This window comes from Sphingomonas humi (assembly GCF_039536725.1).
Classification (GTDB): domain Bacteria; phylum Pseudomonadota; class Alphaproteobacteria; order Sphingomonadales; family Sphingomonadaceae; genus Sphingomicrobium; species Sphingomicrobium humi.
Map to the genome: position 1 here is coordinate 885,432 of NZ_BAAAZD010000002.1, position 22,409 is coordinate 907,840.

Below are 22,409 nucleotides of genomic sequence, written 5' to 3' on the forward strand. Positions count from 1 at the left end.
GGCTAGTTCAGCCCGCTGACCAGCAGCAGCGCGGGTCCCAGATTCTGGAGCCCGTGCACCAGCATGGGAAGGCCGAACGCGACGGCAAGGCTGCGCTGCTTCCAGGTCAGGAAGACGATCGAGAAGATCAGGAAAGGCCACCAGATCACCAGCCCCCAGGCCGGCGCCTGGAGGGAATGGGCGATTCCCCACCCGAGGCTGCTCATCAGCACCGCCGGGACGAAGCCAAAGAGCCGCTTCAAGATCAGCAGGATCCCGCCCATGATAAGGGTCTCAACCACCGGCGCGAAGACCACCAGCAGGAACAGGAGCAGCCCGGGATGTACCTCGGGAAAGGCCGGCGCGTGGTCGGGGAGAATGCGGCTGGCGATTGCCGAAAGCAGCAGCGAGGGGAAGAAAGCGCAGGCCCACGCCAGCGCGACATAGCGCAATGGCCGTTCCGGCGTGAACAAGCCGGCCGGAAGAAAGCCGAGTGCTCTCGGCCGTTCGCGATGCGCCAGTGCTGTCGCCACGATCAGCCCTGTCGCGGCCCACGCGGGCCGCGGGGCCCACGCGGTGCGCCGCCGCCGGGACGGCCACCGCCCGGACGGTCGCCGCGCGGCCCGCGGGGGCCATCGCTGCGCGGACCTCTTGCCGGCGGACGCGAGGGACGATCGACCCCGCGGGCGACGACTTCACCCTGCCGCATCTGCGGACGGGCCGGACCCGCATCGCGCGGCGCAATCGAATAGCCTTCCTTCAGCAGCCCGGCGAAGGCGGCGCGGGTGCTTGCGGCGATCGCGTCCTGCAATTCCTTGGGCAGATCGGCCATGGTGACATTGCCGTGGATCGCCTGCACCTGCCGCAGCAGGTTGTTCGGCAGGTTGCCGCTCGCGCTCTTCAGCGCCGCGATCGCGTCGAGCACCGCAGAGAAGATCAGGCTCTGCATGACGTCTTGGGCAGCGCGGGGCATTGCCGATATACTCCGGAAAAGTGGACTAAGGTTCGCCGCCCCCCTAAGTCGCCGATGATGCTTCGGCAATTCCACAAGATGCATGGCCTCGGAAACGACTTCGTCATCCTCGACGCGCGCGCAGAGCCGCTCGAGATAACCGAAGGGCTCGCCCGGCACATCGCCGACCGCCGCGACGGCGTTGGCTGCGACCAGCTGATTCTGCTCGAACCGAGCACGCTGGCCGACCTTCGCATGCGCATCTTCAACGCCGACGGCAGCGAGGTGCAGAGCTGCGGCAACGCGACCCGTTGCGTCATCAGCCTGACCGGCGCCGCCACGATCGAAACCGCCGGCGGTCTCCTTGAGGGTGCAACCCACGGTGACGAGGTCGAAGTGACCCTGATCGAACCGCGGTTCGACTGGGACGCGATCCCCCTCGCCTATCCGATGCCGACCAATCCCATGCCGATGGGCTGGGAAAACCTCGACCGCCCGCAGGCGATCAACGTCGGCAACCCTCACCTCGTCTTCTTCGTCGAGGATCTCGACGATATCGACATCGAAGGCCTCGGCCCCGGGATCGAGACCGACCCGGTCTTCCCCGAACGGATCAACGTCAACGTCGCGAGCATCGAGGGCGGCGCTATCCGTCTGCGCACCTTCGAGCGCGGCGCTGGCCTGACCCGCGCTTGCGGCACCGGGGCCTGCGCCACCGCCATCGCCGCCATCCGCGCTCGCCTTGTCACGTCGCCGGTGACCGTCCACATGGCTGGAGGCAGTCTCGCCATCTCCTGGGTTCCCGGGCAGCCCGTGCGCATGCGCGGCGCCGCAACCCACGTCTTCAAGGGCATGATCGACCTTTAAATGAGCTGGATCGACAAACTTACCGGTGGCTTCAAGAAGACCGCCGACCGTCTCGGCGACAATATCGGCGGGCTCGGCACCGGCGCGAAGGCCGCTCTCGATACCGCGACACTCGACGACATCGAGGAAGCGCTGATCGCGTCGGACATCGGCCCCGAAGCTTCAAAACGCATCCGCAACGCCATCGCCGCTCGCAAGTTCGAACAGCTGGACGAGCGCGGCCTGCGCACCATCCTCGCCGAGGAGATGGAAGCGATTCTCGCCCCCGTCGCCAAACCGCTCGACATCTGGGGCTTCCCCCGCCCGCACGTCATCCTGGTGATCGGCGTCAACGGTTCGGGCAAGACCACCACCATCGGCAAGCTCGGCGCCTGGCTCAAGGAGCAGGATTATGGCGTCATGCTGGCGGCCGGCGACACCTTCCGCGCGGCGGCGATCGAGCAGCTGCGCATCTGGGGTGAACGGATCGACGCGCCGGTGATCAGCGGCAAGGAGGGCGGCGACGCGGCGGGGATCGTGTTCGACGGCGTCCGCCAGGCGACCGAGACGGGCATCGACTGCCTGATCGTCGACACCGCCGGGCGCCTCCAGAACAAGACCCACCTGATGGAGGAGCTTGCCAAGGTCCGCCGTGTCCTCGGGCGTCTCAATCCGGAAAGCCCGCATGACGTCATCCTCGTGCTCGACGCGACCACCGGCCAGAATGCGCTTAATCAGATCGAGGTGTTCCGCGACCTCGCCGGGGTCACGGGTCTCGTCATGACCAAGTTGGACGGCACCGCCCGCGGCGGGATGCTCGTTGCCGCTGCGGAAAAATACAAACTGCCGATCCACGCCATCGGGGTGGGCGAAGGGGTGCAGGATCTGCGCCCATTCGATCCCCGCGCGGTCGCCCGCGCCATCGCGGGGCTGACCCAATGAGCGGCGCGCAGGCAAACAAGCGGGCAGAACCCGCCGGCGGCGCAAAGCTGCTGATCGACTTCGGGCCGCTGCTCGTCTTCTTCCTGGTGAACGCGCTCGCGCCTGTTCCTCCGCTGGTAAAGATCTTCGTCGCGACTGGTGCCTTCATGGTCGCGATGATCGCGGCGGTGGCCTTTTCGGCGATCCGCTACCGGTCGGTTTCGCCCCTCCTGTGGTTCAGCGGGTTCATGGTCGTCGTCCTCGGCGGGTTGACGCTGTGGCTGCACGATGAGACCTTTATCAAGCTCAAGCCCACCATCTATTACCTGCTGGTCTCGTCGCTGCTCGGCTTCGGGCTGTGGAAGGACAAGCCGCTGCTGAAGATCGTGCTCGGCAGCGCCTACCCCGGCCTCGACGAGGAAGGCTGGCGCAAGCTCACCCGCAACTGGGCACTCTTCTTCCTGTTCATGGCCGCGCTGAACGAGGCGGTGTGGCGCAACAGCAGCACCGATTTCTGGGTCGGCTTCAAGCTGTGGGGTGCGATCCCCCTCACCTTCCTGTTTGCCGCGGCCAACGTGCCGATGCTGCTGCGCCATGGCCTCACCGCCGAACAGCCCGAACCGCTCGAGCCGGGACCAGTCGAATGAGCGTTCCAGCCCTCTCCATCCGCGGCCTTCGCAAGGCCTATGCCAGCGGCACCGAAGCGCTGAAGAGCGTCGATCTAGACATCATGCCGGGCGAGATCTTCGCCCTGCTCGGGCCCAATGGCGCCGGCAAGACGACGCTGATCTCGATCGTCTGCGGGCTGGTCCGCTCGACGTCGGGCGAGGTGCTGGTCGAAGGCAAGCACTGGCACCGCGACTACAAGGCTGCGCGGCGGCGGATCGGTCTCGTCCCGCAGGAAATGAACATCGACGTGTTCGAGCCGGTCTGGAACACCGTCGCCTTCAGCCGCGAGCTGTTCGGCCTGCCGCGCAACGACGCGCATATCGAGCAGGTGCTGCGCGACCTCACCTTGTGGGACAAGCGCAAGAACATCCTCAAGGACCTGTCCGGCGGCATGAAGCGGCGCGTCATGATCGCCAAGGCGCTCGCCCACGAGCCCGACATCCTGTTCCTCGACGAGCCCACCGCCGGCGTCGACGTCGAGCTGCGCAAGGAGATGTGGGCGATGGTCCGCCAGCTGCGCGAGCGCGGCGTCACCATCATTCTCACCACCCACTACATCGAAGAAGCCGAGGAGATGGCCGACCGGGTCGGCGTCATTAACAAGGGCGAACTGATCCTGGTCGAGGACAAGGACGCCTTGATGAAGAAGCTCGGCCGCAAGACGCTGCACCTGCAGCTGGCCGAGCCGCTGACCGCGGTTCCGGCGGCCCTTGAGGACTGGCGGCCGCAACTGAGCGAGGACGGGCTAACGCTGACCTACGATTTCGACCGCCATGCCGAGCGGACCGGCGTGCCCTCGCTGCTCGCGGCGATGCGCGACGCGGGGATCGCCTTCAAGGACCTCGACACCAAGCAGTCGAGCCTCGAGGACATCTTCGTCGGCCTGATCCACGGAGGCGCGAAATGAACGCTCGCGGCATCTTCGCCATCTACAAGTTCGAGATGCACCGCTTCCGCCGCACCTTGTGGACGGGGCTTGCTGTGCCGGTGATCACCACCTGCCTCTATTTCATCGTGTTCGGCTCGGCGATCGGCAGCCGGATGACCGAGGTGAACGGCGTCCCCTACGGCGCCTTCATCGTGCCCGGGCTGATGATGCTGAGCCTGTTCACCGAAAGCATCTTCAACGCGAGCTTCGGCATCCACATGCCGCGCTTCACCGGGACCATCTACGAGATCCTTTCGGCGCCCCTGTCGGCGGTCGAAACGGTGATCGGTTATGTCGGCGCCGCGGCCAGCAAGGCGACCATCGTTGCACTGGTGATCTTCGCCACCGCCCACCTGTTCGTACCGGTGCGGGTGGAGCATCCCCTGCTCGCGCTGGCGTTCCTGATGCTGGTCGCCGTGACCTTCTGCCTGTTCGGCTTCATCATCGGGGTCTGGGCCAAGGGGTTCGAGCAGCTTCAGGTCATCCCTCTGCTGGTCGTCACGCCGCTGACGTTCCTCGGCGGTGCCTTCTATTCGATTGACATGCTGCCTGAACCGTGGCGCACGGTGACCCTGTTCAACCCGGTGGTCTACCTGATCAACGGCTTCCGCTGGTGCTTCTTCGGCACCGCGGACGTCAGCTTCGGGGTGGCGCTGGCGGCGACGCTGGCGTTCGGCGCGGTCTGCCTGACCGGCATCTGGTGGATCTTCCGGACTGGCTACCGGCTGAAAGCATAAGGGCCCCGGTTTTCACCGGAGTCCCTTGCATGGTCAAGCGCTGGCGAGCCGCTCGCTCGCCTTGTCCCAGTTCACCACGTCCCACCAGGCCTTGAGGTAGTCGGCGCGGCGGTTGTTGTAGGTCAGGTAATAGGCGTGTTCCCACACGTCGTTGCCGAGGATCGGCGTACCCTTGACCTCGGCGACGTCCATCAGCGGATTGTCCTGGTTGGGGGTCGAGCTCACTACCAGGCCCTGCCCGGGCACCGCGACCAGCCACACCCAGCCCGAACCGAACTGGCCGGCACCGGCGGCGTTAAACTTTTCCTTCAGACCATCGAGCGAACCGAACGCGCTGTCGATCGCCTGGGCCAGCTCGCCCGACGGGCCCTGCCCGCCAGCGGGTGCCATGATCTCCCAAAAGAAACTGTGGTTCCAGTGACCGCCGCCATTGTTGCGGACCACCTTGGAGCCGCTGCCGGCGCTCGCGACCAGCTCCTCGAGGCTCTTGCCCTGCAGCGAGGGATCGCCGTCGACCGCCCTGTTCAGATTGTCGACGTAGGTCTGGTGATGCTTGTCGTGGTGCAGCTTCATCGTCGCCGCGTCGATGGTCGGCTCGAGCGCCGCATAATCATACGGCAGTGGGGCGACGGTGAAGGCCATGATCAAGCTCCTTGGCTGGGTAAGACGTAGCGGCCATGTGGTCGGCGACCCCCTGACTGTCAACGAGCAGTCAGGCCGGTTCGCTGTCCATCAGCTTGTGGCGCTTCAGCGCATGGCGCAGCTGGTCGTAGCTGAGGCTGAGCGCCGCCGCGGTCGCGCGCTGGTTGAAGCGATTGGTCTTGAGCGCCTGCTCGAGGATCGCGCGCTCATAGGCGTGGACCGCGCCGCGAAAATCGTTGGTTTCGATTGCCGGTCCTGTCGCAGGGGCAGGCGCTTCACCCCCCTCACCCGGTTCTGCAATCGCGGACGGCACTGCCGGCGCTGACGGCGCAGCCGGCGCCGCTCCCAGCGACCAGGGTGAGGCGAACGGATCGAACTGGATGGCGGAGATCGGCTTTTCCGGATGGTCCCAGCGGTAGACCGCCCGCTCGATCACGTTGCGCAGTTCGCGGACATTGCCCGGCCAGCCATAAGCCTCGAGCGCCGCCATCGCCTCCCTGGAAAAGCCCGGCCAACCGCTCCACTCCAGCTCGGCCGCCATCCGCCGCCCGAAATGCTCGGCCAGCAGCGGCACGTCGCCCTGGCGAAGCCGCAATGGTGGCAGCGTGACCACCTCGAAGCTCAACCGGTCGAGCAGGTCGGCGCGGAACTTGCCCTCCTCGGTCAGGCGAGGCAGATGTTCGTTGGTGGCAGCGACGATGCGGACATCGACCTTGACCGGACGGCTGGCGCCGATGCGCGTCACCTCGCCATATTCGACCGCGCGCAGTAGCCGGTCCTGCGCGGGGCTGGCCAGCGTCGCCAGTTCGTCAAGGAAGAGGGTGCCGCCGTCGGCTTCCTCGAACCGGCCCTTGCGGGTCTTGGCGGCGCCGGTGAAGGCGCCCGCCTCGTGCCCGAACAGTTCGGCCTCGATCAGATTCTCCGGCAGCGCGGCACAATTCATGGTGACCAGCGGCCCTGCCCAGCGCCCCGACAGGTGGTGGAGGCGCTCGGCGATCAGCTCCTTGCCGGTGCCGCGCTCGCCGATCACCAGGACCGGTCGATTGAGCGGCGCGGCGCGGCTTGCACGCTCGACCGCATCAAGGAACGCGAGGCTCTGGCCGATGAAATTCTGGGTCCGTGCCACGGGCCAGAGTTGGTGTGATTTTCCAAGGCTTGGCAAGTTTTTTCCGATGAGCGGACAAGCGGCGGAAATCGGATTTGCGCGCTTTTCTGGTTTTCGGGAATTTGGCACGGACCGTGCATGGTTGGTGCACAGACAGGGCCCCACTCTCGTGAGGTACGATTACAAATGAGCATCTTTTCCCGCACCCGGGACATCATGGCCGCCAATTTCGCCGAGCTTCTCGATCGGGCCGAAGACCCGTCGCGGATGATCCGCATGATCATCCTCGAGATGGAGGAGACGTTGGTCGAAGTGCGCGCCTCCGCTGCCCGTTCGATCGCCGACGCCAAGGAAATGCGCCGGGCGATGGTTCGCCTCGAAGGGTTGACCGACAGCTGGACCGAAAAGGCCGAACTGGCGCTCTCAAAGGGCCGCGAGGACCTGGCCAAGGCCGCGCTGATCGAACGCCAGAAGGCTGCCGACATGGCCAAGAGCCTCGAGACCGAGGTCGCCGTCATCGACAGCACCCTCAAGGCCTACGAAGCCGATATCGCCAAGCTTCAGGGCAAGCTGCGCGAAGCCCGCGCTCGCCAGAACGCCATTTCGACCCGCATCGAAAGCGCGGTGACCCGTGCCAAGGCGCGCGAGATGCTGAACGGCAGCCGCACCGAGGACGCCTTCAGCCGCTTCGAGCTGCTGGAGCGCCGGGCCGACTTCGCCGAAGGTCGCGCCGAAGCGCTCGGCATGACCGGCCCCAAGAGCCTCGAAGAAGAGATCGCCGACCTGCGCGCCGAAGAGCAGGTCGACAAGGAATTGGAAGCGCTGAAAGCGCGCCTCGCGAACAAGGGAGAGTAAAGCGTGGACTGGGAACCGGTAGTTGCAATCCTCGCGCTGTTCATCGGCCTGCCTTGGCTGATCATGCACTACATCACCCGCTGGAAGACGGCGGCGACGCTGACCGGCGGCGATGAGAAACTGCTGGAGGACCTCCACGATCTCGCCCGCCGGCTCGATGACCGGATGTGCTCGATCGAGCGGATCATGACGGCCGAGAATCCCAATTGGCGCCAGCAGTGCGCGCCCGAGCAGAGCGCGCTTCCGGCCCGTGACAATCTCGACATGGACCTCGACGCCGAATTCGCCCGCCTGGCCGAACGCAGCCGCATCCGGGAGTCGCGCTGATGAGCGTCCAGCCCGCGACCCGCACGCGCTTCTACAAGGACAAGCGCGCCGGTAAGGTGATGGGCGTGTGCGCCGGCATCGCCGACTACACCGGGGTCGATGTCACGGTGGTCCGAATCCTCATGTTCATGGCACTGTGGCTGAGCGGCTTCTCGATCCTTCCGGTCTATTTCATCGCCGGCTGGATCGCCGAGGATCGCCCGCGCGAACTCAGCTATTCCAGCAAGGAGGATCAGCGCTTCTGGCAGCAGGTCCGCGCCTCTCCGGCGCGCACCGCGCGCGAGATCCGCGCCAACCTCAAGGGCATCGACCGCCGCCTCGCCGACGTCGAAAGCTACGTGCTCACCAACAACCGCAGTCTTGCTCGCGAAATCGACGAACTGCGCTAGTATCCCTCTCCGTTTTCAAGAGGTTTTCCGACCCATGTCGCCACTGATGATCCCCATTATCGGGATGATGATCCCGATCATCGCCATCCTTGCCAAGGTCTACATGCGATCGATGGAGATGAAGGAACGGCAGCTGACCGCCATGGGCGAGAACACGGCCGAGAAGGCAGCCCAATATGCCAGCCGCGTCGCCGAGCTTGAACAACGGGTCCGGGTTCTCGAACGCATCGCAACCGATGGCGGGATCCAGACCGCCGCGCAGATCGAAGCGCTCCGCGACAGCCCTGTCAGCTTTTCCGCCGAGCGGGAGAAGGTGCGGTGAATCCTTTTGAATTCGTCCTCATCCTGATGGCGCTGATCTTCGTCTTCCAGATCATCAAGCACAAGATGGGTGTTCGCACCAACGCCAAAGGCGAGGTCCTCGCGCCGGCGGAAGACAGCGTGGAAACCCGCTATCTCCGCGACGAGGTCCGCCAGCTCAAGGAGCGCATCCAGGTGCTCGAGCGGATCACCGTCGAAAAGGAAAACAGCCTGGCCCGCGAAATCGAGGATCTTCGCGGTCGCTGACTTCAGGGGAGCGTAAAATATCGTTTCCGAAGAAGAATTCGTGACTGCGATGGTATTCGCCCTCCTGTTCGGGGCCTGGACCATTTATCTCCTGATCCGCACCTCGGCGCTCAAGCGGCGGCTTCGGCTCCAGTCCGAACGGCTCGCGCAGACCGAAAAGCTGGCCCAGTTCACGCAGGCGCCCACGGCGGCGCTGACCGCCGCGCCGCAGCGCGACGAGGAGATCGTCGAACTTCGCAAGCGCGTGCAGGTGCTCGAACGGATCACCGTCGACCACGAACACAGCCTCTCGCGCGAAATCGAGGAATTGCGCGTCCGCTAGTCACTTTGGCGGGGAAGCTGCGCGCGCTTCTTCCCCGCACGGACGGCATGGCCTATCAGCCGCGCGATGCCCCTGCCCGCCCTTGCCGACATCCGTGACGACTATGAACTGCTCGAAAGCGAGGATCGCTATCGGCTGCTGATCGATCTCGGCCGCGAGCTCGAGGCGATGCCCGACGCGCTGAAGACCGACGCGACAAAGGTGCGGGGCTGCTCGGCAAGCGTATGGGTCTATCCGACGCGGCTGGACGACGGCCGGCTGCATTTCCTCGCCGACAGCAACGCGGCGATCACCAAGGGCATCGTCGCCCTGGTGCTGAGCGCCGTTCAGGACCGCGCGCCCGGAGAAATCGCCGCAACCGACATCGCAGCCGAGCTTGCCCCCTTCGACCTGTCGCGCCAGCTCTCCTCCAACCGGACGCAGGGCATACCCAACATGATCGCGCTGGTGCAGGAAACGGCGCAGCGCCTCGCATGAGCGACTTTCGCGACGGCATCGCCGCACCGTTCGATCCGGGCCTGTTCTTCGCCATGGCCCGCAAGGTCGGTCACGGCCGCGCCCTGGGGCTCGAATATCGCGCGCATGGCGACAATTGGGTCGAGCTTGCCCTTCCCTGGCGGCCTGAACTGGTGAGCTTCCCTGATGACGGCATCATGGCAACGGGCGCGATCGTCAGCCTGGTCGATACCTGTTCCGGCACATCGGTGTGGACCGCGCTCGGCGGCTTCAGGCCGGCGGTGACCCTCGACCTCCGCCTTGACTATCTGCGGCCAGCGGCGCGGGGCGAAACGGTGATCGCCCGCTGCGAATGCTACAAGATCACCCGCAAGGTCGCCTTTGTCCGCGGGGTCGCCCACGGTGGTGACGAAAGCCGCCCGATCGCGCACAGCGCCGCCACCTTCGTCAGCGTCGACTAGGCCGAAGCCGTCTTGCGCTCCTCGGCCTTGCGCAGGACGTCATAGGCCGCCTGGACCGCCTGGAAGCGCTTGGCGGCCTCAGCATCGCCCGGCTTCAGGTCTGGATGGCTTGCCTTCGCCAGGCGGCGATGCGCGGCCTTAATCTCGTCGAAGCTGGCATCGGTCTCGACCTCTAGCACCGCTAGGGCGCGCATCTCCTCGCGGCTGCGGGTGCCGTCGCCAGGACCGGCCCAGGCATAATGCGAGCTTTGCTTGTAGCCGTTGGCGCCGCGCCGCTCGTTCGCCTCGCGCTCGGCCGCTTCTGCCGCGGTGAGATTGGCGAAATAGTCCCAATTCTTATTGTATTCGGCGGCATGGGCTTCGCAGAAGTGCCAGCGTTCGGGGCTGTTCGGGGCCTTGGGCGCGGGCCGGTCGCCCGGATCCATACACCCCTCGCGGTCGCACAGGCGCACCTTCGCCGCATCCCGGCCCTTGTCGGCATAGGAGCGCCAGCGGGGAAAGCCCCAGTCGTTGGAACGGGTGTAACGAGCCATCTTCAGTTATCTAATCTCTACCACGGTCATTGCGAGGAGCGGAGCGGCGAAGCAACCATTGTTGGCGCGCTGCTGCGGATTGCTTCGCTTCGCTCGCCATGACGCTTGAGCGAGCGTGAAAGTGCCAGAGGGCCTGTAAGCCGGGTTCTGTCCTCTGCGGTGAAGCAGATGTGCGACCATTCCTCTCGGCCTGCCGTTACCGGCAGGCTCCAGCGACCAACCCGGGCGACGGGCCGGAACAAGGCCCATATGCCGCCCCTATTCGGTCTTGCACCCGGTGGGGTTTACCATGCCGTTGCCGTTGCCGGCCGCGCGGTGCGCTCTTGCCGCACCCTTTCGCCCTTACCGTTCCGAAGAAACGGCGGTTTGCTTTCTGTGGCACTGTCCCTCGCCCCGCCCGAAGTTGGGACGGCCGGGCGTTACCCGGCACCGTATGTTCCGTGGTGCCCGGACTTTCCTCGGCAGGGACAAATCCCTGACGCGGTCGCCCGGCCCTCTGGCGAAAAGCGCCCTAGCAGAGGCTTCAGCGCCCGACCATCTCTTGCGCGGTCGGCAGCTTGTAATGCTTCCACTGTTCGCGAAGCGTCTTCTTGCTGAGTTTGCCGGTGGCGGTGTGGGGAAGCTCTTCCACGAACTCGATCGCGTCGGGCATCCACCAGCGCGCGACATGCTTGGCAAGGTGCTCGCGGATGGTCTCCTCGTGGACGATGGCGTCGGGGTGCTTCACCACCAGCAGCAGCGGCCGTTCGTCCCACTTGGGATGCGCGATTCCGATCGCCGCCGCTTCGGCCACGCCGGGCACGCCCACCGCCGCATTCTCGAGCTCGATTGAGCTGATCCACTCGCCGCCCGACTTGATCACGTCCTTGGCGCGATCGGTGATCTGCATCGTCCCGTCGGGGTGCAGCGCGGCGACGTCGCCGGTGTCGAACCAGCAGTCGGCGTCGGTCGCCGATTGCTCTTCCTTGAAATAGCGTTCGACGATCCAGTGCCCGCGGGTCTGCAACCGGCCCGAGGCGATGCCGTCGCGGGGCAGCTCATTGCCTTCATCGTCGACGATCCGAAGCTCGACCCCGAACGGGATGCGGCCCTGCCGGCAGGTGAAGTCGATCTGCTCCTCGTCGGTCATGTCGTCCCAATTGGCCGGCGGATTGCCGCAGGTGCCGATCGGGCTCATCTCCGTCATGCCCCAGGCGTGGCCGATCCGAACGCCCTTGCCGCGGAACCACTCGACCATCGCCCGCGGTGCCGCCGATCCCCCGATGGTGACGCTTTCGAGCGAACCGAGCTTGTCCCCGGTCCGCTCGATATGATCGATCATGCCGAGCCAGACCGTCGGGACCCCTGCGCTGTGGGTCACCCCCTCGTCGCGGAACAGGTCGCACAATTGCTTGGGCCGATAGTCGGCCGACAGCACCAGCTTCGCCCCCACCATCGGCGCCGCCCACGGCACGCCCCAGGCATTGGCGTGGAACATCGGCACGATCGGCAGGCAGACCGAGCGGGCACTGAGCTGGAAGACGTCGGGACCCACCTCGACCATGGTGTGGAGCATGGTGGAGCGATGCTCGTAGAGCACGCCCTTGGGATTGCCGGTCGTTCCCGAGGTATAGCAAAGCCCCAGCGGCTCGCGTTCGTCGCCTTCGACCCAGGCGAAATCATCGTCCTCGGCGTCGATCCACTGGCGGAACGCGCCATCGTCCATGCAGACGTAATGTTCGATCGTCTTCCACTGCGGCTTCATCTTCTCGACGACCGGCTCGAACGCCTTGTCATAGAGCAGCACTCGGTCCTCGGCATGGTTCGCGATATAGCCAAGTTGGTCGGGAAACAGCCGCGGGTTGATGGTGTGGAGGATGCCCCCCATCCCGATCGCCCCATACCAGCTGGTCAGGTGATGCTGGTGGTTCATCGCCAGCGTCGCGACCCGGTCGCCGCGATTGATGCCGAGCCTGGACAGCGCCTTGGCCATCCGCCGCGCGTCCTGCGCCACACCGCGCCAGGTGGTCCGGGTGACCGAGCCGTCGGCCCAGGCGCTGACGATCTCGCGTCCGCCATGCTCGCGCTCGGCATGATCGACCAGCCGCATGACCCGCAGCTGGTGGTGCTGCATCGCGCCGAGGTAACTCATCTCATCTCCTCCGTTGGCAAGGAGAGTGACGTCGCCCGGGCACGAGTCAAGCGAACCGCTTAGAACGGCATCTGGAAGCCCGGCGGCATCGGCAGGGTCGAACTCATCTTCTGCATCTCGGCGGCCGCGGCCTGGTCGGCCTTCGAGCGCGCATCGTTGAGCGCCGCGGCGATGAGATCCTCGACCATCGTCTTCTCGGCCGGGACCAGCAGGCTCTCGTCGATCGACACCCCGATGATCCGGCCCTTGGCCGAAGCGCGGATCTTGACGAGGCCGCCGCCCGACTGGCCCTCGACCTCGATCTTGTCGAGATTGTCCTGCGCCTTCTGGAGTTCGGCCTGCGCATTTTGCGCCATCTGCATGATTTCTTCGAGGCTAGGCATGTTGAGCGTCCTTGGGGTTTACGGTTTCAAGCTTGGTTTCGGGAAAGGCGGAAAGCACGGCGGCGACCGAAGGCTCCGCCAGGATCGCATCGCGGGCCCGCTCCTCCTCCATCCGCTCCTGGGCGGCAAGCGAGGGCTCGGCCTCGCCGTCGGACAACGTGACCTGCCAGCTCGCCCCGGTCACCGCGCGAAGGTCGGCTTCGAGCTCGCGCGCGAAATTGGCGCCGAGCGGCTGCAGCGGCTTCAGGGCGATATCGCCCGCAGCAAAGCGGATCAGGCCGACCTGCCCGGTCAACTGCACGGCACGCAGCGGCTTGCCCTTGGCTTCGAGCAGGCTGACGAGATCCCGGAAACTGCCGGGCAGCGAGGAGGTGGCTTGCGGCTGCGGAGCCGGCGCCTCGGCCCGCGGCGCAGCAGGGGGCGGAGCTGCACGCGGCGTGGGCGCGGTGACCGTTCCCTCGCCTTGCCCCTGCAGGCGCGCGATCAGCGCTGCCGGATCGGGCAGGTCGGCGGCATGGACCAGGCGCAGCAGCACCATTGCCGCCGCCTCGTTTGGATCGGGCGCGAGGCTGACGTCGGACAGCCCCTTCAGCAGCAATTGCCAGAGCCGGTGGAGCTGCGACCAGCCGAGGCTGGCGCCAAGCTCCTCGCTCGCCGCGCGTTCCTCGGCGCTTGCCAGCGGATCACCGCCACGCCCGGCCTTTGCCCGCGAGGCGGCATGCAATTGCTCCATCAGGCCGCGCAGCAGCGCCGCCGGATCGATCCCCAGCGCCTGCGCCTCGTCCAGTTCGGCGAGGCTGCCCGACGCATCGCCTGCCAGCAGCAGTGAAAGCAAGCGCCGAATGCGACCGCGGTCGGCCAGCCCCAACATGTCGCGCACCGCCTCGGTCTTCACCTCGCCGCCACCGTGGGCGATCGCCTGGTCGAGCAGCGACAAACCGTCACGCGCCGAGCCCTCGGCCGCCCGCGCGATCATCAGCAGTGCGTCAGGCTCGATCGAGACCTGCTCGATCTCGGTGATCCGACGGAAATGGTCGACCAGCGCTTCGGCCGGGATACGGCGCAGGTCGAAGCGCTGGCAGCGCGACAAAACCGTCACCGGAACCTTGTTGACCTCGGTCGTCGCGAACAGGAACTTGACGTGCGCCGGCGGCTCCTCGAGCGTCTTCAACAACGCGTTGAAGGCGTTCTTCGACAGCATGTGCACTTCGTCGATGATGTAGATCTTGAAGCGCGCGCTGACCGCCGAATAGCGCACTGCCTCGATGATCTCGCGCACGTCGTCGACGCCGGTATGGCTCGCCGCGTCCATCTCGGTGACGTCGATATGCCGCCCCTCGGCGATCGCCCGGCATGGCTCGCACACGCCGCACGGGTCAATCGTCGGGCCGCCCTGCCCGTCGGGGCCGATGCAGTTCAGCGCCTTGGCGACCAGCCGCGCGGTTGAGGTCTTGCCCACCCCGCGCACACCGGTCAGCAGGAAGGCATGGGCGATGCGCCCGGTCGCGATCGCATTGCCGAGCGTGCGTACCATCGCGTCCTGCCCGATCAGCTCGCCGAAGCTCTGCGGACGATATTTGCGCGCCAGCACGCGATAGGGCGAGGCAGCCGCGCTCTTCTCCAGCGGCTGCGCAGGCAGGTCGAGGCCCAATCCAGGCGATTCGTCGTCAGTCATCACGAGGAGTTGTAGGGTTTGCCGCTCGTCATTGCGAGCAGAGCCACGCAATCATAGGCGCGAAGATCAACAGCTTCGCTGCGCCCGCAACCGACGGGGAGTTGCATGACGACGTTCGCCCCGCCATATGCGCCGCGGGAGTCGGGCGGACGGGATTGTCGCCAACCTGGTCAGGTCCGGAAGGAAGCAGCCACAACGATTTCGTCCCGGGTCGTTCCGGCTCCCACCGCCCAAGCCTTGCGGGCCTTCTCAGCCAGGCATCCTCACCGTCATCGTCGCACCGCTCACCCGCAGCTGGCAGGCCAGCCGGCTGGTCCGTTCGACCCCGTGCGCGAGGTCGAGCAGATCCTCTTCCTCCTCGCTGGCCGCCGCCACCCGCGCAAAATCCTCGGGAGAAAGAATGACGTGGCACGTCGAACAGCTGATCGACTTGTCGCACGTTCCCTCGAGCGGCTGGTCGGCCACCTGCGCAACGTCGAGGAGGTTGGCGCCCTCGGCCGCCTCCACTTCCCTATCGAGCGCTCCGTCGCACTTCAGGAATCGTATCAGGGTCATGCCGCAAACCGTTGCTGTGCTTCGCTTGCATCCCGGATCAGGGTGCAAGCCTCCTCTACCTCTTCAGGCGTGGTGTAGCGCCCGAAACCAAGCCGGATGCTCTGCCGCGCCTCCGCCGCGCTCAACCCCAACGCGCGCAGGACGTGGCTCGGCCGCCCCGATCCGCTGGCGCAGGCCGATCCGAGCGAGAAGGCGATCTTACGGCATTCCGCCAGCAGCCGTGCCGCGTCGAGCCCGTCCCGCCGGAGGTTGAGGTTGCCGCGATATCGCTGGCCGGTGCTGCCGTTGATCGTCCAGCCCGGCCCCAGCGCGTCGATCGCCCCATGCCACAATTGATCGACATGCACATGGTCGGCTTCCTGCCGCTCGGCCGCCAGCGCCGCCGCAACGCCGAAGCCGGCACAAAGCATCGGCGACAGCGTTCCCGAACGCAGACCCTGCTCCTGCCCCCCGCCATGGAGCAGCGGGGTGACGGTCACGCCATCGCGAACCCACAGGCCGCCGATCATCTTGGGCCCATGGATCTTGTGCGCGGAACAGGCGATGAAATCGGGTCCGTCCGAGACCGGCATCCGCCCGAAGCCCTGCACCGCATCGCACAGCATCAGCGCGCCGGCCTCGTGGGCGAGCTCGGCAATCGCCCCAACCGGCTGGATGACGCCGATCTCGTTGTTGACGAGCATCACCGCGACCAGCGCCGTCGGGACCCGCAGCGCCGCGCGCAGCCGGTCGAGGTCGAGCAGGCCATCGCGCCCGACCGGCAGCACCTCGACGTCGCGCCCCTCGCCCCTCAGCCATTCGGCGGTGTCGAGCACCGCGGCATGTTCGCTGGCGACCGTGACGATCCGCCCGGACACGCTGCGCAGGGCCATGTTCAGCGCTTCGGTCGCGCCCGAGGTGAAGAGGAAGCGCCCCCCCTGCGGCATCAGCGCCGCCACCTGCCCGCGTGCATGCTCGACGGCCGCCGCTGCCTCGCGCCCGGCCCGGCTGGCGCTGTGCGGATTGGCGAAGCGGTCGAGCCACGGCAGCATCGCCGCTTTCACCTCCGGGGCGAGCGGCGTGGTGGCCTGGTAATCGAGATAAATCATGCCGCGCGTCGCCGTCCGGCAATCACTCCGAACGCGGCGAGGAAGGCATCGATATCGCCCGCCTGGGTCTGAGGCCCGAAGCTCAGCCGCAACGCGCCTGCCGCAAGCGACTCGGGTACGCGCATCGCAGACAGGACCCGGCTGGCCTTCATCTTCCCGCTCGAACAGGCCGAACCGGCGCTGACCGCGATCCCGGCGAGGTCGAGCTGCACCAGCAGGCTGTCCTTCGACGCCCCTTCGAGCGCGATGGCGCTGATCGCCGGTATCCGATCGGCCCCCTCGGCAATGACCGTTCCCCCAGCGGCACGCACACCTGACTCGAGCCGTTCGCGCAACTCGGCAAGGCGAGGCATGGCCGCGCGGTGCGCCCCGCTCGTCAGGGCCGCCGCCATGCCCGCTACCGCCGGAAGGTTCTGCGTGCCCCGCCGATAGCCCTTCTCCTGCCCGCCCGTCGGCGCCAGCGTTGCAAGGTCCCTGACCAGCAACGCGCCGATCCCCGGCGGTCCGCCGAACTTGTGCGCGGAAATGGCGATGAAGTCGGCATCGGGAAGCGCAATCTTGCCCGCCGACTGCGCGCAATCGGCCAGCAGCAACCCGCCGGCCGCCCTCACTCGTTCGGCCACCTCGTCGAGCGGCTGGATGACCCCGGTCTCGTTGTTGACGTGCTGCAGGGCAACCAGCGCCGGCCCGTCCGCCAGCGCCACGTAGAGTGCCCCCATGTCGATCACGCCGTCCTCGCCGACCGGAAGCACCGTCGCTTCCTCGCCCATGTGATAGGGCACGACATCATGCTCGGTCGCGCCGACCACCCGCCGCGGTACCAGCGCGCGGGCTGCGACCATCCCGACCGCCTCGCTCGCACCGCTGGTAAACAGGATGTCGCCCCGCCAGCCGAGCGCGCCCGCAATCTCGCTCCGCGCCCGCTCCAGCGCCGCCTTCGCCGCGCGTCCCTCGCCATGCGGGCTCGACGGATTGGCCCAATGCTCGAGCGCCTGCGCCATCGCCGCGCGGGCTTCGGGCAGCACCGGCGTGGTCGCGGCATGGTCGAGGTAAATTCGGTTGCGGGACACGGATACCTTGGCAATTGCTGTTTGTTGGCTCGGCTCTATATAAGCGCGCCGCCTGCACCCGTCAGCTAAACAAAAGAGACCCATGCCCGAAGTCATCTTTCCGGGGCCGGAAGGCCGCCTCGAAGGCCGTTTCCATCCGGGCCTGCGTCCGCGCGCGCCGGTGGCCCTGATCCTGCACAGCCATCCGCAGGCAGGCGGCACGATGAACAACAAGATCGTGCAGCTGCTCTATCAAACCTTCGTGAAGCGCGGCTTCGCGACCCTGCGGTTCAATTTCCGTGGGACGGGCAAGAGCCAGGGCGTGTTCGACAATGGCATCGGCGAACTGTCCGACGCCGCCAGCGCGCTCGACTGGGTGCAGCAGATCCACCCCGAGGCCGAACAGACCTGGGTCGCCGGCGTCAGCTTCGGCGCCTGGATCGGCATGCAGCTGCTGATGCGCCGCCCGGAGATCAAGGGCTTCATCTCGATCGCCCCGCCGGCCAACATGTACGACTTCGGCTTCCTCGCCCCCTGCCCGTCCTCGGGCATCATTATCCAGGGTGAGCAGGACGAGGTGGTCAGCCCGGCGAGCGTCCAGAAGCTGGTCGACAAGCTGCGCACCCAGCGCCACATTACCATTCATCACGACACGATCCCGGGCGCGAACCACTTCTTCGCCAACGAGCTCGACCTCTTGATGAAGAGCGTCGACGGCTATCTGGACATGCGCCTCGGCCGCTGAGGCGCTACAACACCCAGATCAGCACGTTGGCGACCAGGATCACGGCCACCAGCACCATCATCAGTCCCTGCTTGCGATAGGTGCCGGCCCACGCGAATCGTGCGCCGAACACCATCAGCACGAAGGCCGCCAGCATGACGATGGACATGAGGGTCGATGCGGTCTGGTTCATTATTGCTCCCGAAACGGCTTCTTAACTGCTGCTACACTACATCGGCACCGCCATGATCGGAGCCGACCAGCAGCAAAAGCTCGCCGATGCGTTCGAGCGCATCGAAGGGACCATCCTTCCGTGCATCGCAATGATGCTCGAAACCCTGTTCGATGCGTCGCGCGACCTCGACCAGGCCGATCCGAAGGTGCTGGTGGCGGAACTTCAGACCCTCGCCGCCGAATTGGAAGAGCTGACCCGCAGCGTTGAGCTCTTCTCGCCGACGCACCTCGATCCCGGCAGCTATCGGACAGCCTCGGGGTCCTAAGCCACCCACGCCGCGTGAAGCGCGGGATCGACGTTGCCGCCGGTCACCATCACCACCGTTCCCGGTACCAGTTCGACCTTGCCCGCCAGCACCGCCGCAAGCGCCGCCGCACCGCCCGGCTCGACTTTCAGCTGACATTCCTGCCAGGCAAAGCGCACCGCCGTCCTTACCTCCGCTTCGCTGACCGCAAGCCCGCGCGCGCCGCGTTCCTTCAGCACGCCAAATGTCAGCGGCGATACCAGCGGGGTCTGCAGCGCGTCGCAGGAGGTCGACGGCGCATCCGCCTCGACCGGCACGATATGGCCAAGCTCGAGGCTGCGCCGCATGTCGTCCCAGCCCTCCGGCTCGGCCAGCACGATCCTTGCGTCCGGACAGGCCAGCGCCAGGCCCGCGGCCAGCCCGCCGCCGCCGCAGCAAACCACGATCTGCCGCACCGGCTCGGGACATTGCGCGACGATCTCGAGGCCTGCGGTGCCCTGCCCGGCAATGATGTGCGGGTCATCGAAGCTTGGCACCACCACCGCGCCGCGTTCGGCTGCCAGGGCATGGGAAATCGCGATCCGGTCCTCGCTGCGCCGATCGAAGAAGACGATCTCGGCGCCCTGTGCGCGGGTCCCGTCAACCTTGGGCGCCGGCGCATCGGCCGGCATGACGATCGTTGCCGGAACGCCCAGGCGCTTAGCCGCGATTGCCACCCCTTGCGCATGATTGCCGCTCGAAAAGGCGACCACCCCCGCCCGTCGCTCGTCCTCGCTCAGCAGCGCCAGCCGGTTGCTCGCCCCGCGCAGCTTGAACGACCCGCCGGTCTGCAGCGATTCGCATTTCAGCCACAGGGCGTGACCGTGAAGCCGCACCGGACGAAGCGGCGTTACCTCCACCTGTCCGGAGATCCGCTCGGCGGCCTTCAGCACGTCGTCGCGAGTGGGAAGATTTTCCTTGCTCATCAAAACCTTGGCCAGTGCGTGCCGGGCGTGCGCCGAGCCGCGTCAAATGTGGTCCCCAACGCCTGCAAAAAAGATTGCGTTAAGGTGACCCCCTCCATATATCGCCGCTCTCGCTGCCCCATGGGACTTCCAACCGCAAGGCAGCTGTTCGTCAACTGTCGCCGAAAGGCACTTGGAGGTCCCTTGCATTGGCTGAGCACCCCTTCGCGCTGGGGCTAGCGCCCCTTTCCGATCGCACCGAGTCCTTTGTCGCCTCCGGTGCGTCCGAGATTGCCCGACTGAAGCCGGTCCAGCCGGTGACCTTGCTGCGTCCCCACGCTGCCAAGGCTGCTGCCCGCTTCTTTGTCGAAAAGTTTCCCGGCAAGTCGCTTTATGCGGTCAAGGCGAACCCCTCGCCCGACCTCATTCGCGTGCTGTGGGAAGGCGGAATCACGCACTACGACGTCGCCTCGATCGGCGAAGTCCGGCTGGTCCGTGAAAACCTGCCACAGGCAACGCTCTGCTTCATGCATCCGGTGAAAGCGGTCGAAGCGATCGCCGAAGCCTATCACGATCATGGCGTGCGCACCTTCAGCCTCGACAGCCTCGAGGAACTGGAAAAGATCGTCTCGGCCTGCGCCACCGATGGTGTGGCGGCGAGCGACCTCAACCTCCTGGTCCGCGTCCGCGTCTCGTCCGAGCATTCGAAGCTCAGCCTCGCGTCCAAGTTCGGTGCCGATCCGTCGGAGCTCAAGGCGCTGCTGATGGCCGCCCGCCAGGCGTCCGACGCGCTCGGCCTGTGCTTCCACGTCGGCAGCCAGGCGATGACCCCGGCCGCCTACGCCGAAGCGATGGCCCGCGTCCGTGACGCGATCGTCGAAGCGGCGGTCACCGTCGACATCGTCGATGTCGGGGGCGGCTTCCCTTCGTCCTACCCGGGCATGGAGCCGCCGCCGCTCGAGGCCTATTTCGCGGTCATCCACGAATCGTTCGAAAAGCTGCCGATCAGCTACTCGGCCGAACTGTGGTGCGAGCCGGGCCGTGCCCTGTGCGCCGAATATGCCTCGGTCCTCGTCCGCGTCGAGAAGCGCCGCGGTGACGAGCTCTACATCAACGACGGTGCCTACGGGACGCTGTTCGACGCCGCGCACATCGGCTGGCGCTTCCCCGTCCGGCTGGTCCGCGACGAGGAAAGCGACACCCGCCCGCACGGCTTCAGCTTCTACGGGCCAACCTGTGACGACCTCGACCACATGGTCGGGCCGTTCGATCTGCCCGGCGACGTCGGTCCCGGCGACTATGTCGAGATCGGCATGCTCGGCGCGTATGGCGCGGCGATGCGGACCCGCTTCAACGGGTTCGGTTCGGCCAGCGGCTGGGCGGTGGCGGTCACCGACGCGCCGATGGCCAGCCTCTACGGCGAAGCGGCCGAGCCCGCCCGTTCCAACGTGGTGAAGCTGTAACAGGAGTTCGGCACGGCTCAGCGCCGTGCCGCCACCTTTCGTCATGCCGGGCTTGACCCGGCATCCGCCTTCTTCTTGCTCGATCGAAGAAAAGGCAGACCCCGGATCCAAGTCCGGGGTGACGGCTTGATGACGGGCGTTTTCATCAAGGAAGACGATCATGACCACCGAGACCAAGATCAACGACACCCGCAAGGCGGAGCTGCTGTCCAGCACCGTCGAACATATAGACATCACCAAGTTCGATGCCCGCCCGATCGTCGAGGCGATGGGCAAAATGAGCTTCACCAGCCGCGACCTTGCCCGCGCCACCGACATCTACAACCAGATGCTGAGCGATCCCGATTGCTCGGTCATCCTGGTGATCGCCGGCTCGACCTCGGCCGGCGGCTGCATGGACCTCTATGCCGAACTGGTCCGCTCCAACATGGTCGACGCCATCGTCGCCACCGGCGCGTCGATCGTCGACATGGATTTCTTCGAAGCACTTGGCCACAAGCACTATCAAGCGCTTGAAATTCCTGACGATGATACGCTGCGCTCGCTCTACATCGATCGTATCTACGATACCTACATCGACGAGATCCAGCTGCAGGACACCGACTTCACCATCGGCAAGATCGCCGACACGCTGGAGCCGCGCCCTTATTCGAGCCGCGAGTTCATCAAGGAGATGGGCAAGTGGCTGATGGAAAACGGCAAGAAGGACAACAGCCTAGTCAAGCTCGCCTACGAGCATGACGTGCCGATCTTCTGCCCGGCGTTCACCGACAGCTCGGCCGGCTTCGGTCTCGTCAAGCATCAGGTCGACGCGATGAAGGCGGGCCGCCGCTACATGACGATGGATTCGATTGCCGACTTCCGCGAACTGACCGACATCAAGATCAAGGCCGGCACCACCGGCCTGCTGATGATCGGCGGCGGCGTGCCGAAGAACTTCACGCAGGACACCGTCGTCTGCGCCGAGATCCTCGGCCACGAGGACGTCGAGGTCCACAAGTATGCGGTGCAGATCACCGTCGCCGACGTGCGCGACGGCGCCTGCTCCTCCTCGACGCTTCAGGAAGCCGCCAGCTGGGGCAAGGTCTCGACCGCGCTCGAGCAGATGGTCTTCGCCGAGGCGACCTCGGTGCTGCCGCTGCTGGCGTCCGACGCCTACCATCGCGGCCACTGGAAGACCCGCGCCAAGCGCGCGTTTGCAAAGCTGTTCGATTAAGTTCGGATTGCTT

General features: G+C 66.1%; 30 protein-coding genes and 2 other RNA genes. 18 read left to right on the forward strand and 14 right to left on the reverse strand.

Translation table 11 applies throughout. The features are described from left to right. Positions 1-2 precede the first annotated feature (2 nt). Together ABD729_RS12275 and ABD729_RS12280 are read right to left on the reverse strand one after the other, a co-directional pair. A complete protein-coding gene (locus tag ABD729_RS12275) occupies positions 3-512 on the reverse strand; it encodes a CPBP family glutamic-type intramembrane protease (protein WP_344710682.1) in 510 nt (169 codons plus the stop codon). Positions 513-514: 2 nt separating this feature from the next. Next, positions 515-952 (reverse strand): hypothetical protein, encoded by a 438-nt coding sequence (locus tag ABD729_RS12280; protein ID WP_344710684.1) that lies wholly within the window; start codon positions 950-952, stop codon positions 515-517. Between the two features lie 57 nt (positions 953-1,009). On the opposite strand from ABD729_RS12280, the gene dapF reads away from it, so the two are divergent. Genes dapF through ABD729_RS12305 form a run of 5 tightly spaced genes read left to right on the forward strand, consistent with a single transcriptional unit; the run spans position 1,010 to position 5,032 of the window. Then, complete coding sequence (dapF, locus tag ABD729_RS12285) at positions 1,010-1,798, forward strand: diaminopimelate epimerase (protein ID WP_344711445.1); 789 nt, start codon at positions 1,010-1,012, stop codon at positions 1,796-1,798. Beyond that, positions 1,799-2,719, forward strand: coding sequence for a signal recognition particle-docking protein FtsY (gene ftsY, locus ABD729_RS12290; RefSeq protein ID WP_344710686.1), 921 nt, complete (start codon positions 1,799-1,801; stop codon positions 2,717-2,719). Then, positions 2,716-3,345, forward strand: a complete 630-nt coding sequence (locus tag ABD729_RS12295) for a septation protein A (protein ID WP_344710688.1) — start codon at positions 2,716-2,718, stop codon at positions 3,343-3,345. The genes ftsY and ABD729_RS12295 overlap by 4 nt, the downstream gene beginning before the upstream one ends. Further along, a complete protein-coding gene (locus tag ABD729_RS12300) occupies positions 3,342-4,274 on the forward strand; it encodes an ABC transporter ATP-binding protein (protein WP_344710690.1) in 933 nt (310 codons plus the stop codon). Before ABD729_RS12295 ends, ABD729_RS12300 begins: the two co-directional genes overlap by 4 nt. Further along, positions 4,271-5,032, forward strand: coding sequence for an ABC transporter permease (locus tag ABD729_RS12305; RefSeq protein ID WP_344710692.1), 762 nt, complete (start codon positions 4,271-4,273; stop codon positions 5,030-5,032). The genes ABD729_RS12300 and ABD729_RS12305 overlap by 4 nt, the downstream gene beginning before the upstream one ends. Positions 5,033-5,065: 33 nt before the next feature. On the opposite strand, the gene ABD729_RS12310 is transcribed toward ABD729_RS12305, so the two are convergent. Beyond that, a complete protein-coding gene (locus ABD729_RS12310; RefSeq protein WP_344710694.1) occupies positions 5,066-5,674 on the reverse strand; it encodes a superoxide dismutase in 609 nt (202 codons plus the stop codon). Positions 5,675-5,744: 70 nt separating this feature from the next. Further along, entirely contained in the window at positions 5,745-6,800 is a 1,056-nt protein-coding gene (gene pspF / locus ABD729_RS12315; RefSeq protein WP_344710696.1) for a phage shock protein operon transcriptional activator, read from the reverse strand. Between the two features lie 165 nt (positions 6,801-6,965). On the opposite strand from pspF, the gene pspA reads away from it, so the two are divergent. From pspA to ABD729_RS12355, 8 genes are all read left to right on the forward strand, one after another. Then, entirely contained in the window at positions 6,966-7,634 is a 669-nt protein-coding gene (gene pspA / locus ABD729_RS12320; protein ID WP_344710698.1) for a phage shock protein PspA, read from the forward strand. 3 nt (positions 7,635-7,637) lie between these two features. Continuing rightward, on the forward strand, positions 7,638-7,961 hold the full coding sequence (gene pspB, locus ABD729_RS12325) for an envelope stress response membrane protein PspB (RefSeq protein WP_344710700.1): 324 nt from the start codon (positions 7,638-7,640) through the stop codon (positions 7,959-7,961). Beyond that, positions 7,961-8,350, forward strand: coding sequence for an envelope stress response membrane protein PspC (pspC, locus tag ABD729_RS12330; RefSeq protein WP_344710702.1), 390 nt, complete (start codon positions 7,961-7,963; stop codon positions 8,348-8,350). Before pspB ends, pspC begins: the two co-directional genes overlap by 1 nt. A 34-nt stretch (positions 8,351-8,384) precedes the next feature. Continuing rightward, positions 8,385-8,672, forward strand: a complete 288-nt coding sequence (locus tag ABD729_RS12335) for a hypothetical protein (protein WP_344710704.1) — start codon at positions 8,385-8,387, stop codon at positions 8,670-8,672. Continuing rightward, a complete protein-coding gene (locus ABD729_RS12340) occupies positions 8,669-8,917 on the forward strand; it encodes a hypothetical protein (RefSeq protein ID WP_344710706.1) in 249 nt (82 codons plus the stop codon). Before ABD729_RS12335 ends, ABD729_RS12340 begins: the two co-directional genes overlap by 4 nt. A gap of 40 nt (positions 8,918-8,957) precedes the next feature. Beyond that, positions 8,958-9,239 carry a hypothetical protein gene (locus ABD729_RS12345; RefSeq protein ID WP_344710708.1) on the forward strand — a complete coding sequence of 94 codons (282 nt, stop codon included), beginning with the start codon at positions 8,958-8,960 and terminating at the stop codon, positions 9,237-9,239. A 66-nt stretch (positions 9,240-9,305) separates the two neighbouring features. Continuing rightward, entirely contained in the window at positions 9,306-9,716 is a 411-nt protein-coding gene (locus ABD729_RS12350) for a SufE family protein (RefSeq protein ID WP_344710710.1), read from the forward strand. Continuing rightward, positions 9,713-10,156, forward strand: coding sequence for a PaaI family thioesterase (locus ABD729_RS12355; RefSeq protein ID WP_344710712.1), 444 nt, complete (start codon positions 9,713-9,715; stop codon positions 10,154-10,156). Before ABD729_RS12350 ends, ABD729_RS12355 begins: the two co-directional genes overlap by 4 nt. Here ABD729_RS12355 and ABD729_RS12360 read toward each other — a convergent pair. The 5 genes from ABD729_RS12360 to ABD729_RS12380 form a co-directional block, all read right to left on the reverse strand. Then, positions 10,153-10,689, reverse strand: a complete 537-nt coding sequence (locus tag ABD729_RS12360) for a J domain-containing protein (RefSeq protein ID WP_344710713.1) — start codon at positions 10,687-10,689, stop codon at positions 10,153-10,155. The genes ABD729_RS12355 and ABD729_RS12360 overlap by 4 nt on opposite strands. 120 nt (positions 10,690-10,809) lie before the next feature. Further along, positions 10,810-11,189, reverse strand: an RNA gene (gene rnpB, locus ABD729_RS12365) — RNase P RNA component class A. 23 nt (positions 11,190-11,212) lie between these two features. Beyond that, positions 11,213-12,820: a long-chain fatty acid--CoA ligase gene (locus ABD729_RS12370; protein ID WP_344710714.1), complete on the reverse strand. Its 1,608-nt coding sequence runs from the start codon at positions 12,818-12,820 to the stop codon at positions 11,213-11,215. Positions 12,821-12,879: 59 nt separating this feature from the next. Beyond that, a complete protein-coding gene (locus ABD729_RS12375; protein ID WP_344710716.1) occupies positions 12,880-13,203 on the reverse strand; it encodes a YbaB/EbfC family nucleoid-associated protein in 324 nt (107 codons plus the stop codon). After that, entirely contained in the window at positions 13,196-14,878 is a 1,683-nt protein-coding gene (locus ABD729_RS12380; RefSeq protein WP_344710717.1) for a DNA polymerase III subunit gamma/tau, read from the reverse strand. Before ABD729_RS12380 ends, ABD729_RS12375 begins: the two co-directional genes overlap by 8 nt. A gap of 133 nt (positions 14,879-15,011) precedes the next feature. On the opposite strand from ABD729_RS12380, the gene ffs reads away from it, so the two are divergent. Further along, positions 15,012-15,109: signal recognition particle sRNA small type (gene ffs / locus ABD729_RS12385), an RNA gene on the forward strand. An 18-nt stretch (positions 15,110-15,127) separates the two neighbouring features. On the opposite strand, the gene ABD729_RS12390 is transcribed toward ffs, so the two are convergent. Genes ABD729_RS12390 through ABD729_RS12400 form a run of 3 tightly spaced genes read right to left on the reverse strand, consistent with a single transcriptional unit; the run spans position 15,128 to position 17,591 of the window. Next, a complete protein-coding gene (locus tag ABD729_RS12390) occupies positions 15,128-15,433 on the reverse strand; it encodes a 2Fe-2S iron-sulfur cluster-binding protein (protein ID WP_344710718.1) in 306 nt (101 codons plus the stop codon). Further along, positions 15,430-16,521: a cysteine desulfurase family protein gene (locus tag ABD729_RS12395; protein ID WP_344710720.1), complete on the reverse strand. Its 1,092-nt coding sequence runs from the start codon at positions 16,519-16,521 to the stop codon at positions 15,430-15,432. The genes ABD729_RS12390 and ABD729_RS12395 overlap by 4 nt, the downstream gene beginning before the upstream one ends. Further along, positions 16,518-17,591 carry a cysteine desulfurase family protein gene (locus ABD729_RS12400; RefSeq protein ID WP_344710722.1) on the reverse strand — a complete coding sequence of 358 codons (1,074 nt, stop codon included), beginning with the start codon at positions 17,589-17,591 and terminating at the stop codon, positions 16,518-16,520. Before ABD729_RS12400 ends, ABD729_RS12395 begins: the two co-directional genes overlap by 4 nt. A gap of 82 nt (positions 17,592-17,673) precedes the next feature. On the opposite strand from ABD729_RS12400, the gene ABD729_RS12405 reads away from it, so the two are divergent. Then, positions 17,674-18,315 carry an alpha/beta hydrolase gene (locus tag ABD729_RS12405; RefSeq protein ID WP_314444770.1) on the forward strand — a complete coding sequence of 214 codons (642 nt, stop codon included), beginning with the start codon at positions 17,674-17,676 and terminating at the stop codon, positions 18,313-18,315. Positions 18,316-18,319: 4 nt separating this feature from the next. Here the strand turns inward: ABD729_RS12405 and ABD729_RS12410 are convergent, their stop codons facing one another. Then, complete coding sequence (locus ABD729_RS12410; protein WP_344710725.1) at positions 18,320-18,487, reverse strand: hypothetical protein; 168 nt, start codon at positions 18,485-18,487, stop codon at positions 18,320-18,322. A gap of 52 nt (positions 18,488-18,539) precedes the next feature. On the opposite strand from ABD729_RS12410, the gene ABD729_RS12415 reads away from it, so the two are divergent. Then, positions 18,540-18,794 (forward strand): hypothetical protein, encoded by a 255-nt coding sequence (locus ABD729_RS12415; protein ID WP_344710727.1) that lies wholly within the window; start codon positions 18,540-18,542, stop codon positions 18,792-18,794. Here ABD729_RS12415 and ABD729_RS12420 read toward each other — a convergent pair. Then, a complete protein-coding gene (locus ABD729_RS12420; protein WP_344710729.1) occupies positions 18,791-19,738 on the reverse strand; it encodes a threonine ammonia-lyase in 948 nt (315 codons plus the stop codon). The genes ABD729_RS12415 and ABD729_RS12420 overlap by 4 nt on opposite strands. Positions 19,739-19,926: 188 nt before the next feature. Here ABD729_RS12420 and ABD729_RS12425 point away from each other — a divergent pair, with 188 nt between their 5' ends. Both ABD729_RS12425 and ABD729_RS12430 read left to right on the forward strand, forming a co-directional pair. After that, entirely contained in the window at positions 19,927-21,180 is a 1,254-nt protein-coding gene (locus tag ABD729_RS12425) for a type III PLP-dependent enzyme (protein WP_425564895.1), read from the forward strand. A 160-nt stretch (positions 21,181-21,340) separates the two neighbouring features. Then, positions 21,341-22,396, forward strand: a complete 1,056-nt coding sequence (locus tag ABD729_RS12430; RefSeq protein WP_344710731.1) for a 1,9-bis(guanidino)-5-aza-nonane synthase — start codon at positions 21,341-21,343, stop codon at positions 22,394-22,396. Positions 22,397-22,409 lie beyond the last annotated feature (13 nt).

What these genes read in the sequence shown, in the direction of transcription:
- ABD729_RS12355 (WP_344710712.1), top strand. Translation starts at nt 9,713, where the DNA reads ATGAGCGACTTTCGCGACGGCATCGCCGCACCGTTCGATCCGGGCCTG.
- ABD729_RS12390 (WP_344710718.1), bottom strand. Translation starts at nt 15,433, where the DNA reads ATGACCCTGATACGATTCCTGAAGTGCGACGGAGCGCTCGATAGGGAA.
- pspC (WP_344710702.1), top strand. Translation starts at nt 7,961, where the DNA reads ATGAGCGTCCAGCCCGCGACCCGCACGCGCTTCTACAAGGACAAGCGC.
- ABD729_RS12300 (WP_344710690.1), top strand. Translation starts at nt 3,342, where the DNA reads ATGAGCGTTCCAGCCCTCTCCATCCGCGGCCTTCGCAAGGCCTATGCC.
- ABD729_RS12415 (WP_344710727.1), top strand. Translation starts at nt 18,540, where the DNA reads ATGATCGGAGCCGACCAGCAGCAAAAGCTCGCCGATGCGTTCGAGCGC.
- ABD729_RS12335 (WP_344710704.1), top strand. Translation starts at nt 8,385, where the DNA reads ATGTCGCCACTGATGATCCCCATTATCGGGATGATGATCCCGATCATC.
- ABD729_RS12370 (WP_344710714.1), bottom strand. Translation starts at nt 12,820, where the DNA reads ATGAGTTACCTCGGCGCGATGCAGCACCACCAGCTGCGGGTCATGCGG.
- ABD729_RS12305 (WP_344710692.1), top strand. Translation starts at nt 4,271, where the DNA reads ATGAACGCTCGCGGCATCTTCGCCATCTACAAGTTCGAGATGCACCGC.
- ABD729_RS12375 (WP_344710716.1), bottom strand. Translation starts at nt 13,203, where the DNA reads ATGCCTAGCCTCGAAGAAATCATGCAGATGGCGCAAAATGCGCAGGCC.
- ABD729_RS12295 (WP_344710688.1), top strand. Translation starts at nt 2,716, where the DNA reads ATGAGCGGCGCGCAGGCAAACAAGCGGGCAGAACCCGCCGGCGGCGCA.
- ABD729_RS12395 (WP_344710720.1), bottom strand. Translation starts at nt 16,521, where the DNA reads ATGATTTATCTCGATTACCAGGCCACCACGCCGCTCGCCCCGGAGGTG.
- ABD729_RS12420 (WP_344710729.1), bottom strand. Translation starts at nt 19,738, where the DNA reads ATGAGCAAGGAAAATCTTCCCACTCGCGACGACGTGCTGAAGGCCGCC.
- ABD729_RS12360 (WP_344710713.1), bottom strand. Translation starts at nt 10,689, where the DNA reads ATGGCTCGTTACACCCGTTCCAACGACTGGGGCTTTCCCCGCTGGCGC.
- ABD729_RS12280 (WP_344710684.1), bottom strand. Translation starts at nt 952, where the DNA reads ATGCCCCGCGCTGCCCAAGACGTCATGCAGAGCCTGATCTTCTCTGCG.
- ABD729_RS12350 (WP_344710710.1), top strand. Translation starts at nt 9,306, where the DNA reads ATGCCCCTGCCCGCCCTTGCCGACATCCGTGACGACTATGAACTGCTC.
- ABD729_RS12410 (WP_344710725.1), bottom strand. Translation starts at nt 18,487, where the DNA reads ATGAACCAGACCGCATCGACCCTCATGTCCATCGTCATGCTGGCGGCC.
- ABD729_RS12430 (WP_344710731.1), top strand. Translation starts at nt 21,341, where the DNA reads ATGACCACCGAGACCAAGATCAACGACACCCGCAAGGCGGAGCTGCTG.
- ABD729_RS12380 (WP_344710717.1), bottom strand. Translation starts at nt 14,878, where the DNA reads ATGACTGACGACGAATCGCCTGGATTGGGCCTCGACCTGCCTGCGCAG.
- ftsY (WP_344710686.1), top strand. Translation starts at nt 1,799, where the DNA reads ATGAGCTGGATCGACAAACTTACCGGTGGCTTCAAGAAGACCGCCGAC.
- pspA (WP_344710698.1), top strand. Translation starts at nt 6,966, where the DNA reads ATGAGCATCTTTTCCCGCACCCGGGACATCATGGCCGCCAATTTCGCC.
- dapF (WP_344711445.1), top strand. Translation starts at nt 1,010, where the DNA reads ATGCTTCGGCAATTCCACAAGATGCATGGCCTCGGAAACGACTTCGTC.
- ABD729_RS12405 (WP_314444770.1), top strand. Translation starts at nt 17,674, where the DNA reads ATGCCCGAAGTCATCTTTCCGGGGCCGGAAGGCCGCCTCGAAGGCCGT.
- ABD729_RS12310 (WP_344710694.1), bottom strand. Translation starts at nt 5,674, where the DNA reads ATGGCCTTCACCGTCGCCCCACTGCCGTATGATTATGCGGCGCTCGAG.